The organism is Kribbella sp. NPDC043289, from assembly GCF_056436705.1.
Window position 1 is genome coordinate 1,761,921 of sequence record NZ_JBWKCB010000001.1, and the last position, 11,762, is coordinate 1,773,682.

13 protein-coding genes are annotated in these 11,762 nt (G+C 69.4%); 4 read left to right on the plus strand and 9 right to left on the minus strand.

The genetic code is table 11. The annotated features are described in order from the left end of the window. Nucleotides 1–8 precede the first annotated feature (8 nt). Together AC0662_RS08345 and AC0662_RS08350 are read right to left on the minus strand one after the other, a co-directional pair. Nucleotides 9–1,070 carry a Gfo/Idh/MocA family protein gene (locus AC0662_RS08345; RefSeq protein WP_478299344.1) on the minus strand — a complete coding sequence of 354 codons (1,062 nt, stop codon included), beginning with the start codon at nucleotides 1,068–1,070 and terminating at the stop codon, nucleotides 9–11. After that, nucleotides 1,067–1,894, minus strand: a complete 828-nt coding sequence (locus AC0662_RS08350) for a sugar phosphate isomerase/epimerase family protein (RefSeq protein WP_478299346.1) — start codon at nucleotides 1,892–1,894, stop codon at nucleotides 1,067–1,069. Before AC0662_RS08350 ends, AC0662_RS08345 begins: the two co-directional genes overlap by 4 nt. Nucleotides 1,895–2,025: 131 nt before the next feature. Here AC0662_RS08350 and AC0662_RS08355 point away from each other — a divergent pair, with 131 nt between their 5' ends. Beyond that, nucleotides 2,026–3,288, plus strand: a complete 1,263-nt coding sequence (locus tag AC0662_RS08355) for a GAF domain-containing protein (protein ID WP_478299348.1) — start codon at nucleotides 2,026–2,028, stop codon at nucleotides 3,286–3,288. A gap of 28 nt (nucleotides 3,289–3,316) precedes the next feature. Here the strand turns inward: AC0662_RS08355 and dhaK are convergent, their stop codons facing one another. From dhaK to AC0662_RS08380, 5 genes are all read right to left on the minus strand, one after another. Further along, nucleotides 3,317–4,312, minus strand: a complete 996-nt coding sequence (dhaK, locus tag AC0662_RS08360; protein ID WP_452196635.1) for a dihydroxyacetone kinase subunit DhaK — start codon at nucleotides 4,310–4,312, stop codon at nucleotides 3,317–3,319. Continuing rightward, nucleotides 4,309–4,962, minus strand: coding sequence for a dihydroxyacetone kinase subunit DhaL (gene dhaL / locus AC0662_RS08365; RefSeq protein ID WP_452196636.1), 654 nt, complete (start codon nucleotides 4,960–4,962; stop codon nucleotides 4,309–4,311). Before dhaL ends, dhaK begins: the two co-directional genes overlap by 4 nt. Further along, on the minus strand, nucleotides 4,959–5,762 hold the full coding sequence (locus tag AC0662_RS08370) for an HAD-IA family hydrolase (RefSeq protein WP_478299351.1): 804 nt from the start codon (nucleotides 5,760–5,762) through the stop codon (nucleotides 4,959–4,961). Before AC0662_RS08370 ends, dhaL begins: the two co-directional genes overlap by 4 nt. Next, complete coding sequence (locus AC0662_RS08375) at nucleotides 5,759–6,616, minus strand: class II fructose-bisphosphate aldolase (RefSeq protein ID WP_478299353.1); 858 nt, start codon at nucleotides 6,614–6,616, stop codon at nucleotides 5,759–5,761. Before AC0662_RS08375 ends, AC0662_RS08370 begins: the two co-directional genes overlap by 4 nt. A 67-nt stretch (nucleotides 6,617–6,683) precedes the next feature. After that, nucleotides 6,684–7,244 carry a DJ-1/PfpI family protein gene (locus tag AC0662_RS08380; protein ID WP_478299355.1) on the minus strand — a complete coding sequence of 187 codons (561 nt, stop codon included), beginning with the start codon at nucleotides 7,242–7,244 and terminating at the stop codon, nucleotides 6,684–6,686. Nucleotides 7,245–7,350: 106 nt separating this feature from the next. Between AC0662_RS08380 and AC0662_RS08385 the strand changes: the two genes are divergently transcribed. After that, complete coding sequence (locus tag AC0662_RS08385) at nucleotides 7,351–8,088, plus strand: VOC family protein (protein WP_452196640.1); 738 nt, start codon at nucleotides 7,351–7,353, stop codon at nucleotides 8,086–8,088. Nucleotides 8,089–8,110: 22 nt separating this feature from the next. On the opposite strand, the gene AC0662_RS08390 is transcribed toward AC0662_RS08385, so the two are convergent. Beyond that, nucleotides 8,111–9,196, minus strand: coding sequence for a sensor histidine kinase (locus AC0662_RS08390; RefSeq protein WP_478299357.1), 1,086 nt, complete (start codon nucleotides 9,194–9,196; stop codon nucleotides 8,111–8,113). Next, the gene (locus tag AC0662_RS08395; RefSeq protein ID WP_478299359.1) at nucleotides 9,189–9,872 is read right to left on the minus strand and encodes a response regulator transcription factor; all 684 of its coding nucleotides are present in this window, start codon (nucleotides 9,870–9,872) and stop codon (nucleotides 9,189–9,191) included. Before AC0662_RS08395 ends, AC0662_RS08390 begins: the two co-directional genes overlap by 8 nt. Nucleotides 9,873–9,959: 87 nt before the next feature. Here AC0662_RS08395 and AC0662_RS08400 point away from each other — a divergent pair, with 87 nt between their 5' ends. Beyond that, on the plus strand, nucleotides 9,960–10,571 hold the full coding sequence (locus tag AC0662_RS08400; RefSeq protein ID WP_478299361.1) for a M15 family metallopeptidase: 612 nt from the start codon (nucleotides 9,960–9,962) through the stop codon (nucleotides 10,569–10,571). Further along, on the plus strand, nucleotides 10,568–11,710 hold the full coding sequence (locus AC0662_RS08405; RefSeq protein WP_452196644.1) for a lipid II:glycine glycyltransferase FemX: 1,143 nt from the start codon (nucleotides 10,568–10,570) through the stop codon (nucleotides 11,708–11,710). Before AC0662_RS08400 ends, AC0662_RS08405 begins: the two co-directional genes overlap by 4 nt. Nucleotides 11,711–11,762 lie beyond the last annotated feature (52 nt).

Here is an 11,762-nt window from a genome sequence, read left to right on the forward strand (position 1 = left end):
GCTGTGGGTCAGAGCGAGACCGGCTTCCCGGTCTCGGCCGACTCGTAGATCGCCAGCACCAGGTCCAGCGTCCGGCTGCCCTCGGCAACCGTCACCAGCGGTTCCCGGCCCGTGGCGATCGCCTCGAGGAAGTCGGCGTACTGGGTCGAGTGCGCGTTCGACAACGCCGACGGATCGGCACCGGCGGTCTGCGCCGGGGCGTCGGCCGCGAGGACCTGTGCGGCCTGGTTGGTGTCGCCACCGCCGTACGCACCGGCCTCCTTGGCGCCACCGGCGGCGTGGAAGTACTCCAGCTTGTCGCCGTCGATGACCGCCGAGCCGCGCGTGCCGTGCACCTGTACGCGGGCGCTCACCCCTGGGTACGCCGCGGTCGTGCCGTGGATCGTCGCCAGCGCGCCGTTGGCGAACTTGACGATCGCGACCGCGGTGTCCTCGACGTTGATGCGGTCGTGGGCGAGGCGAGCGGCGTGCGCCGTGACCTCGACCGGCTGACCGAGCATCCAGACCAGCAGGTCGATGGTGTGGATGCCCTGGTTCATCAGAGCGCCGCCGCCGTCGATCTCCTTGGTACCGCGCCACGCGCCGGAGTCGTAGTACTCCTGGCTGCGCCACCACGCGATGCTCGCCACCGCGGACGTCAGCTCACCGAGCTTGCCCTCGGTGACCGCGGATCGAACGACCTGACTCGCCGGGTCGAAGCGGTGCTGGCTGATGACGGTCGCCTTGCCCTTCGACGTCCGCTCCGCCTCGGCGAGCTCGGCCGCGGCCTCGGCGGTGATGTCGATCGGCTTCTCGACCACGACATGCTTGTCGGCCCGCAGTACGGCGATCGCCTGGCCCGCGTGATCGCCGCTCGGGGTGCAGACCGCGACACCGTCGATGTCGCCCAGCGCCAGCACATCGTCCAGCTTCCCGTACGCCGGGACGCCGTACTTCTCCGACAGCGCCCGCGCCGCCTCCGGGTCGATGTCGACGACCGCCGCGAGCTCGGCACCGGCCAGCCCGTCGATCACGGCCGCGTGATGCTTGCCGATCACGCCGCAGCCGAGGACCGCGAATCGCACCGTCACGCGAACTCAATCCCTTCGGCGGTCAGCAGGCCGGTGAACGCCTTGTGCGCGCGCTCGAACTGGTCGGCGCCGGAGTAGCCGCCGAACTTGCCGGCCGACTGCAGATGCGGCTCGAGCGAGAAGTACCCGTCGAACCCGTCGGCCTTCAGCGCGCGCAGCGTGTCCAGCATCTCGCCGTCGCCCTCGCCGGCAGGCACGACCTCGCCGCTGGCCAGGATCGCGTCCTTGATCTGCACGTACTCCAGGTACGGACGCAGCTGCGCGAAGCCCTCGGTGTGCGGCCGCACGCCACACTGCACGAAGTTCGCCGCGTCCCAGGTCGTCCGCAGCTTCTCCGACCCGACGGACTCGATCAGGTCGAGGCAGCGGCTCGGGATGTCGCCGTAGATCTCCTTCTCGTTCTCGTGCGCGAGCACGACCGGCCGGTTACCGACCTCGGCCGCGAGCGCGGCCATCCGGCGCAGCACCTCGTCCCGGTACTGGGCCGGGTCGTCGTCCTGCGGGATGAAGAACGAGAAGATCCGGATGTATGCCGTCTGCAACGTCTCGGCGACGTCCAGCGCGCGGCGCATCCGCTCCAGGTGCGGCTCGAACGGGTCGTTGATCCCGATCTTCCCGATCGGCGAACCGAGCGCCGAGACAGCGATCCCGTGCCGGTCCAGCAGCGTCTTCACCTCCGCCAGCTGCTCGTCGGTGAGATCGAGGACGTTCACACCCCAGGCGCTGCGGAACTCGACGTTCTTCACGCCGAGCTTCCCGAGCACCTGCAACTGCGTCTCGAAGTCTTTGTCGATCTCGTCAGCGAATCCCGACAGGGTCCACATATCCCGTTCCTTCACGCATCGTCCGGTGACTGACTATCGCCGGTCCATGCAATCACAGATGGAAATCGCTTTCCAGTGCGTCTTACGGAGCGGCCTGGACTTTGGCCGGGTTCGGCAGTTCCCTTGGAAAGGTGGAATCGATCGACCGATGGCTGCATCGGCGACACGAGGACTTCCTCGGGGGTGCGGGGCAACAGCCCGTGCGGGGCCTGGTCGCGGCCTCCTGGGACCGCTCGGTCGCGGCCGGGCTGCACGCCGACACCGCGGCGCCGTTCGCCTTCCGGGCCGACGAGCTCGCGGCGTACCGGGCCGAACACCCGCTGTCGGCGGTCTTCCCGATGCTGTACGACGTCCTCGGCCGGGCCGCGGTGGACAGCGAGTGCGTGATGGCTGTCGGTGACAGCGACGGGCGTCTGCTGTGGGTATGCGGGCGCCCCGACGTACTGCGCGCCGCCGACAGCATCCACTTCAGCGAGGGCGCGTGGTGGGCCGAACGGCAGGTCGGGACCAACGCGCTCGGCACGTCACTGGAGGTGGCGACACCGGTGCAGATCCGGTCGGCCGAACACTTCACGGCCCTGGTGCAGCCGTGGTCCTGCGCGGCGGCTCCGATCTACGACCCGGACACGCAGCGTGTGCTCGGTGTGGTCGACATCACCGGCGGCGTCGACGCCGGATCACCGCAGTCGCTCGCCCTGGTCCGCGCGGCCGCCCGGATGGCCGAGGCCGAACTCGGCCGGCTGACCATCCTGCGCAGGCTCACCGGCGAGTCCGCCCGGCGGATGCGGATCGTCGCGCTCGGCCGACCGGACGCCGAGGTGTCCGGCGACGGGCGGGACCTCCGGCTCAGCCGCAGGCACAGCGACATCGTCGTACTGCTGGCCGAGCACCCCGAGGGCCTGACCGCCGAGGAGTTGTCGGAGGCGCTGTACGGCGCCCGGTACGGCGAGGCCGACCATCGTTCCTCGCTCCGCGGCGAGATGACCCGGCTGCGCGCCCTCCTCGGCTCCGGCGTCGTCGAATCACGCCCGTACCGGCTGCGTCACGACATCGCCGCGGACTGGCTCGAAGTCGGCGACGATCTCGACTCGCATCTGCTGTCGTCGGCCTTGCGCCGCTACCCGGGTCCGCTGCTGCCGCAGTCCGACGCGCCCGGAGTCGTGGCGTCCCGGAACCGTCTCGACAACCGCGTGCGCGCCGCCGTACTGCGGACGCAGGACGTCGACCTCGTCGTCGCGTGGACCCGCTCGTACGCCGGCGTCACCGACCTGAGCGCGTGGGAACACCAGCTGGCGCTGCTCTCACCCGCCTCACCGCTGTGGCCGTCGACGCAGTCCGAGGTACGGCGACTGCGCGCGGACTACGGAGTCGACGCGGCGGGGACCGAGGGCTGAGCAGCACCCACGGTCCCCCGGGACGAACTCAGAACACCCGGATGGCGATCTCGGCCGGTGCCTCGAGCAGTCCTTCGATCTCGTCGTCCAGCTTCACCAACGTCACCGACGCCCCGGCCATGTCCAGCGAGGTGCAGTACTCACCGACGTAGTTGCGCCGTACGTTGATGCCCCGGTCGGTCAGCACCTGGTGGGCGCGCCCGTAGAGCAGGTACAGCTCGCTGATCGGCGTACCGCCGAGCCCGTTGATCATCAGCGCGACATTGTCACCGGACTCGTACGGCAGGTCGGAGCGGACCGCCTCGAGCATGTAGTCGATGATCTCGTTGGCCGAGGCAAGTTTCTCGCGGCTGCGCCCCGGCTCGCCGTGGATGCCGACGCCCATCTCCATCTCGTCGGGACCGAGCTCGAACAGCGGCGAGCCCTTCGCCGGCGGCGTACAGGCCGTCAGCGCCATCCCCATCGTGCGGGTGACCGAGTTGACCTTCGCCCCGATCCGGACCAGCTCGTCGAGGTTGGCGCCCTGCTCGGACGCCGCGCCGACCGCCTTCATCACGAAGAAGTTGCCCGCCACCCCGCGCCGGCCGACCGTGTACGTCGAGTCCTTCACCGACACGTCGTCGTCGATGATCAGCGTCCGCACGTCCAGCCCGTCCGCGGCGCTCAGCTCCTGCGACATGTCGAACGCCATCCGGTCGCCGGTGTAGTTGTTCACCAGCAGCAGCACGCCCTTCGGCGACGCGAGCAGCTTCGTCGTCTCGTACACGTACTCCATCGGCGGCGCCGCGAACACGTCCCCCGGGCAGGCCGCGTCGAGCATGCCTGGGCCGACGGCCATCACGTGCGCGGGTTCGTGCCCAGAGCCCGAGCCCTGCACGATCGACACCTTGTCGTCGCGCGGCGCGTCCGTCCGCATGATCAGGTTGTACTCCGGGACGTACCGCAGCGTCCCGGGATTGGCCAGCGCGATACCTTGCAGCATCTCCGGCACGTAGTTCTTGGGATCGTTGACAAACTTCTTCATCCCGAGTCCCTCCCCTTCCAGTTCTGTGCGATCTGCTCCATCAACACCGCGACCGCGATCGCCCCGGCATCGACGGATCCCCGGCTGCGCTCGCCGGTGTAGGCGGCCCGGCCGCGTTTGGCGACCATGCCGACCGTCGCGTCCGCGGCCGACCGGGTGGCCACCGCGGCACGGTCCACGATCTCGGCGCTGCTCAGCCCGGCCGCCAACCCCTCCTCGACGGCGTCGGTCAGCGGCACCAGCGCGTCCAGGAGTGTCTTGTCGCCCAACTCGGCGCCGCCGCGCGCCTTGATCCCCTCGATCGCGGCCCGCAGCATCGCCACCACGGTCGCCCCGTCCAGTGCGGTGGCGTTGCCGGCCGCCATCCCCGCGCGCAGGAACCCGGTCCCCCAGATCGGACCCGACGTCCCGCCGATCCGCGACGTCACCAGCATCCCGACCTTCTTCAGGAACGTCCCGATGTCGGTCCGGTCGAGTTCGCCGTACTGCGCCTGCAGCTTCTCGAAACCGCGCGCCAGCGAGTACCCGAAGTCGCCGTCACCGACCACCGAATCGAGGTCACCGAAGTATTTCTCGTTGGCGAGGCACGTGTCGATGATCGTGTTCATCACCAGGTCGATGTCACTCCAGCTGTCAGAACTATCCGTCACGTCAGCCCCTCCTTGAATGCCGTACTCGACCGATCCAGCAGCCGAGTGAGATCGGCGAGCTCCAGCGCGCCGGACGGACCGATCCCGAAGGGGTCCGCGAGTACCTCGAGCGCCTCGCCGTCCGGATCGCCCAGGCTGCTCAGGACCAGCGCCGCCCCGGTGAAGTCCTCGTCCCGCGTGTAGCCGCTGACCGTCACCACGGTTCGCAACCCGGCACCAGTCGCCGCCAGCAGGCCGTTCCGCGAGTCCTCGACGACAAGCGTCTCCGCCGCATCGAGCCCGAGTTCCCGCACCGTCAGCTCGTACACCGCCGGGTCGGGCTTCTTCCGCGGTACGACGTCCCCCGCGAACACCGGGATCGTCGCCGCCCGATCCGCACCGACCGCTCCCGCGAGCACCGCCCGTACCGACGGCTCGGCCGACGTGGACGCGACGGCCACCGTCCAGCCCGCGGCGAGCGCGGCGGTGATGGTCCGCCGTACGCCGGGACGCGGCGGGACCACGCCCGCGGCGATCAGGTCGGTGAACGTCTTGGTCTTGGCGCGATGCCAGGTCGCCACCACGTCGGCACGCTCCTCGGGCGTCGCCGGCGACCCCGCCGCACGCCACACGGCCGGGTCGTCGAGTGCCGTCGCCAGCCGCTCCTTGCCGCCCCCGATCCGCAGCAGCCGCCCGTACTCCTCCACCGACCACCGCACCGGCAGGCCGAACTGCTCGAACGTCGCGTTGAAGGCCGGCAGGTGCCCGTCGCGTTCGGTGTCACCCAGTACGCCGTCGCAGTCGAACACGAGCGCGGTCATACCCGGCCACCGCTCCCGAACATCTCGATGTGCTCGGCCGCCATCGTCCGTACGGCGGTGTGAATGTGGCCGAACAACGACGGTGGGTCCCATTTGTCCGTCGCCCGCGCGTGCTCGAGGTGCTCCAGGGAGGACGTCATGTACGCGACCTTGAGCGCCGTCGAGATGTTCACCTTCGAGCAGCCGCGGCCGATCAGGTCCTGGAACTGCGCCGGTGTCAGACCCGAGCCGCCGTGCAGCGCCATCGGGATCCCGGTCGCCGCGACCAGATCCGTGATCCGCTGCGAGTCGAGTTCCGGTGTCGAGTGGTACATGCCGTGGGCGTTGCCGATCGCCGGCGCGAACACGTCGACGCCGGTTGTCGTCACGAACCACGTCGCCACGTCGAGGGACTGACGCTCCGACTCGGTGTCCGATCCGACCCCGTCCTCGACCCCCGTGATCCCCTCGATCTCACCTTCGACGTGGGCGCCGTACGTGCGGGCCTCGGCGACCACCTCGACGGTCTGGCGCTGGTTCTCCTCGACCGGGAGCGAGGAGGCGTCGAACAGCACCGAGTTCCAGCCGGCTTCCAGGCACGAGCTGATCACCGCGCGGTCCGGGCAGTGGTCGAGGTGCAGCGCGACCGGCACCGGTACGGGCGCGACGGTGGCGTCGAACATCGCCTTCAGGACGTCACGCCCGACCGACTTCACGGTCTTCACCGAGGTCTGCACGATCAGTGGCGACCGCAGCTCGACCGCGGCGTCGACCACGGCGCGCAGGCTCAGCTCGTCGACCACGTTGATCGCGGGCACGGCGTACCCCTTGGCCAGTGCCTCGTCGACGAGCTCCTTCAACGGTGCGACAGGCATACTCACTCCCCCCGTCGGCTGCGTCCACCCTGCCTCTCCGAACGCTGCACGAACGCTGCACGCTGGGTCAGGCGGGTGCGTGCTCCTTCAGGATCGCCATGAACGCGCGCATCCAGCCCGGGTGATCGGGCCACGCCCGACCGGACACCACGTTGCCGTCGACCACCGCGTCACCGTCGACCCACTCCGCTCCGCTGGCCCGCATGTCGACCGCGAGCGCCGGGTACGCCGACGTCTTGCGCCCGCTCAGCACCCCCGCGGCCGCCGGGATCAGCGGTCCGTGACAGAGCTGGGCGACCGGCTTCGACTCGCCGTAGAAGTGCTTCACGATCCGCTGGCAGTCCGGGTCGTTCCGGATGTACTCCGGCGCGCGACCGCCCGGGATCACTACGGCGACGTACTCCGTCGGATCCACATCGGCGAACGCCACGTCCGCCGGCCACGTGTGCCCCGGCTTCTCGGTGTAGGTGTCGAACCCGTCCACGAAGTCGTGCACCACGAACTGCAGCTTCCGCGCCTCGGGCGCGGCCACCGTTACGTCGTACCCCTCCTCCAGCAGCCGTTGGTACGGGTACATGACCTCCAGATCCTCCGCGGCGTCCCCCGTGAGAATCAGTACCTTCGCCATCACGCCATCTCCTCTCGCTGCGACTCCTCTCACTCGTCAGCCTCCGCCGCGACCGCTCAGGCGTCAACGCCGGGCTCGGGGACCGGGCGGGCTTAGGATCCGCGGTATGACGACGCGGTTGGTCCAGGTGACGATGAAGGCGGGCGACGATGCCGCGCTCGGGCGGTTCTGGGGGGCCGCGCTCGGGTGGAACGTCACCGGTGACGAACCCGGTGTGACCAGCCTGGAGCCGGCGGGGTTCGACTATCCCGATCCGAGTGCCGTCTGCCTCGACATCCTTCCCGTCCCGGAACCGAAGACGGTGAAGAACCGCATCCATCTCGACCTCGCCTCCACCTCCGCGGCGCATCAGCAGGAGCTCGTCGCCCGGCTGCAGGACCTCGGCGCGACACCCGTCGACATCGGACAGGGCGACGTACCGTGGACGGTGCTCGCCGACCCGGAGGGCAACGAGTTCTGTGTGCTCGAGCCGCGGGAGATCTACCGCGACACCGGCCCGATCGCTGCGGTCGTCGTGGACTGCGCGGACCCGCGCGAGATGGCCCGCTTCTGGGGTCAGGCAATGGACTGGACCGTGCACGAGGTGACCAACGACCAGGCTACGCTGCGCTCCGCGAAGGGTGTCGGGCCGTACCTGGAGTTCCTCCGCAATCCCGACCCGAAGGTGGGCTTGAACCGCCTCCACCTCGACGTCCGCCCGTATCCCGGCGACGCCCCGGCCGCCGAGGCCGACCGGCTCCGGGGGCTCGGCGCCACCGACGCCGACGTCGGCCAGGGCGACGTACCGTGGACGGTCCTCGCCGACCCCGAGACCAACGAGTTCTGCCTCCTCGCCCCCCGCTGACACGAGGCCGTCTCGCGCGGGCTCAGCGGTCGTTGCGGGCCGCGGCAGTGGGTAGCTCGACTGCTACCCGGAGGCCTCCCGTGGGGCGGGGTGTGAGGGTCAGGGTGCCGTTGTGGGCTTTGGCGATGCTCTTGACGATGGCCAGGCCCAGGCCGACGCCGGCGTGGTCGGTGCGGATCCGGGCCGAGCCACGCTGGAACGGCTCGACCAGCGTGGCGACCACATGCCGGTGCAGCTTCCCGCCGGTGTTCTCGACCGTGAGCTGCACTGTCTGCGGGCTGAACGTAGTGGTCACCCACACCGTGCCCTCCGGCAGGTTGTGGACGATGGCGTTGTGCACCAGATTCGTCGTCATCTGCAGCAGCAGCGCATGGGAGCCGAGCGTGGGAGCGACGTCACCCGACGTCTCGAGCGTCAGCCCGTGCTTCTCCGCGAGCGGGAGGAGCGTCTCCGTGGCCTCCTCCGCGATCAACGACAGGTCGACCGGTTCGCGGGCGAAGGATCGCTGGTTCGCCCGGCTCAGCAGGAGCAGTGCTTCGGTGAGGTCGATCGCCCGGGTGTTGACGAAGTGCAGACGCTCGACCAGCTCGCCGGTGTCGCGGTTCGAATCCTTGCGCGCCACGTCCAGCAGCGTCTGCGTGATCGCCAGCGGAGTCCGCAGTTCGTGCGAGGCGTTGGCCGCGAACCGCTGCTGTTCGGCGTCGTTCGCCTCGAGCCGGGCGAGCATCGTGTCGAAGGCGTCCGCGAGTTCCCGGAACTCGTCGTTGCGACCTTCCAGCTGGATCCGGTGCGACAGCGATCCGTTCCCCGCCAGGCGGGTGGCGTTGGTGATCCGGGTCAACGGCGAGAGCATGCTGCCGGCCAGGATCCAGCCACCGACCAGGCCGAAGACCAGCAGGAACACCATCATCAGGGTCGCCTTCGGCACGAACGCGCGGAGCAGGTCGTTCCGATCCGGCATCCGCATCGAACCGGCGATCACGTCGGGCACGTACCGCAGCAGGAACAGCCACACCACGGCGAGCAGCAGGAAACCCGCGAGCATGATGAACCCGGCATAGCTCAGGGTGAGTTTGAGCCGAACGCTCAGCCCGGGCTCCCTATCCACGCTTGTCGTCCCCCCGCTCGGCGTCGATCCGGTAACCGGCACCGGCGACCGTCGCGATGATCCACGGTTCCCCGAGCCGCTTGCGCAGTGCCGAGACAGTGATCCGTACGGCGTTGGTGAACGGGTCCGCGTTCTCGTCCCAGGCCCGTTCCAGCAGTTCCTCGGCGCTGATCACTCCGCCCTCGGCCGCGACGAGCACCTCGAGTACGGCGAACTGTTTGCGGGTCAACGCCACGTAGCGGCCGTCGCGGTACACCTCGCGGCGGAACGGATCCAGCCGCAGGCCCGCGATCTCCCACACCGGCGGCCGGTTGTACGCGCGCCTGCGGTCCAGGGCCCGGAGCCGCAGTACCAGCTCCTGGAGCGCGAACGGCTTGGTGAGGTAGTCGTCGGCGCCGAGCTCGAACCCGGAGGCCTTGTCGTCGAGACGGTCCGCGGCGGTCAGCATCAGGATCGGCATACCGCTGCCGGAGGCAACGATCCGCTCGGCGATCTCGTCGCCCGACGGCCCCGGGATGTCGCGGTCCAGAACCGCGATGTCGTACGCATTGACGCTCAGCATCTCCAGCGCGGTGTCACCGTCCCCGGCGACGTCGGCCGCGATCGCCTCCAGACGCAGGCCATCACGAATCGCGTCCGCCATGTCGGACTCGTCCTCGACGATCAGTACCCGCACCCTACAGATGCTACGAGGCCGACCATATCGTCGGCATATCGAAAACCTCATACGTGCTGTTAACAGCGCGTTGCGTTGACTGACGGCATGTCCGCGAGCGAATCGGCAGCCCCGGCGGGCCGCCGTACCAAAATGACCCTCCGCGCGGCGTTCGTGGTCGCGAACGTGGCGCTCATCGGCGTGTTCGTCCACCAGACCCTCGCGTCCTCCTTCCCCACCGCATCGCCGAGCAGCACCCGGCAGTCCCTCGGCGAGGCCGACGGTGTCGTTCCGCAGGGCGTGACGGTTTTCGACTCGGTGCCCGCGGTGAGCAATCTCGATCCGGACCTGCTCGGTGCGCTGCGTACGGCCGCGAAGGATGCCGCCGGCGACGGGATCGAGTTCTTCGTCAACAGTGGCTGGCGTTCCCCGGCGTACCAGGAACAGTTGCTCCGCGAGGCGGTCTCGAAGTACGGCTCGCGGGAGGAGGCCGCGCGCTGGGTCGCCACCACGGAGACGTCGCCGCACGTGGCGGGGCTCGCGGTCGACATCGGGCGCCCGAACGCCGCCGCGTGGCTGTCCGAGCACGGCGCCAGGTACGGGCTCTGCCAGATCTACAAGAACGAACCCTGGCACTACGAGCTCCGCCTGGCGGCGATCGATCACGGCTGCCCACCCATGTACGCCGACCCGACGCACGACCCGCGGATGCAACGGTGACCACTGCGCACGACCTGACCATCGCGCCGATCAGCGCCGCGGAGCACCTCGCGTTCGTCCGGACCCGCCGATCGGTCAGCTTCCTGCAGACCCCGGCCTGGGCCCACGTCAAAACCGAGTGGAACAGCGACTCCCTAGGTTGGTACGACGGCCCGCGGTTGGTCGGCGCCGGACTCGTCCTGCACCGCCCGGTCCCGCGCCTCGACCGCTACACGCTGGCCTACCTGCCCGAGGGCCCGGTCATCGACTGGTCCGGCGACCTCACCGCGTGGCTCGAACCGTTGGCGGCGTACCTGCGAGCGCAGGGCGCGTTCGCGATCCGGCTCGGTCCACCGGTGCGCACGACCGCGTGGAGCGCCGTACAGGTCAAGGAAGGCATCGCGGACCCGGGAGTCGAGCGGCTCACTGACATCCCGAGCCAGCAGATCGACCCGGTTGGCGCTCGCGTGACCGACCAGCTTCGGAACGCCGGATGGCTTCCGCAGAACCCGGACGTCGGCTTCGGGACCGGGCATCCGCAGTTCACCTTCGAGCTCCCACTCGCCGGCGCGACCGAGGACGGTCTGCTCCGCGGGATGAACCAGCTCTGGCGCCGCAACATCAAGAAGGCCGCCAAGGAAGGTGTCGAGGTCACGACCGGCGATGACCTGAAGGCGTTCCACGATCTCTACGTCCACACCGCGGAACGAGACCACTTCACGCCGCGGCCGCTGCGGTACTTCGAGACCATGTTCGCGGAGCTGCGTGCCGAGGACCCCGAGCGCATCCGGCTCTATCTCGCGCACCACCAGGGCGACCTGGTCGCGGCGACGATCCTGGTCCGCGTCGGCGCGCAGGCGTGGTACTCGTACGGCGCCTCGTCCACCGAGAAACGCGAGGTGCGCGGCTCCAACGCGTGTCAGTGGGCGATGATCCGCGACTCGCTGGCGGCGGGCTGCGAGGTCTACAACCTGCGCGGCATCACGCCGACCGTCGACGCCGACGACTCGCACCTCGGGCTGATCCAGTTCAAGGTCGGCACCGGCGGTCAGGCCGTCAGGTACGTCGGCGAGTGGGACCTGCCACTGCGACCGCTGGTGTACCGCGCCTTCGACCTCTACATGAAGCGGCGCGAGGTCCTCCGGCGGCGCGGTCGCTGAGCTGACATGCCCTGACATTTCGTCCGCATATCAAAAACCTCATACAGCTTGG

Coding starts and splice junctions, on each gene's coding strand:
- AC0662_RS08375 (WP_478299353.1), bottom strand. CDS start 6,616: ATGCCTGTCGCACCGTTGAAGGAGCTCGTCGACGAGGCACTGGCCAAG.
- AC0662_RS08385 (WP_452196640.1), top strand. CDS start 7,351: ATGACGACGCGGTTGGTCCAGGTGACGATGAAGGCGGGCGACGATGCC.
- AC0662_RS08350 (WP_478299346.1), bottom strand. CDS start 1,894: ATGTGGACCCTGTCGGGATTCGCTGACGAGATCGACAAAGACTTCGAG.
- AC0662_RS08370 (WP_478299351.1), bottom strand. CDS start 5,762: ATGACCGCGCTCGTGTTCGACTGCGACGGCGTACTGGGTGACACCGAA.
- dhaK (WP_452196635.1), bottom strand. CDS start 4,312: ATGAAGAAGTTTGTCAACGATCCCAAGAACTACGTGCCGGAGATGCTG.
- AC0662_RS08380 (WP_478299355.1), bottom strand. CDS start 7,244: ATGGCGAAGGTACTGATTCTCACGGGGGACGCCGCGGAGGATCTGGAG.
- AC0662_RS08400 (WP_478299361.1), top strand. CDS start 9,960: ATGTCCGCGAGCGAATCGGCAGCCCCGGCGGGCCGCCGTACCAAAATG.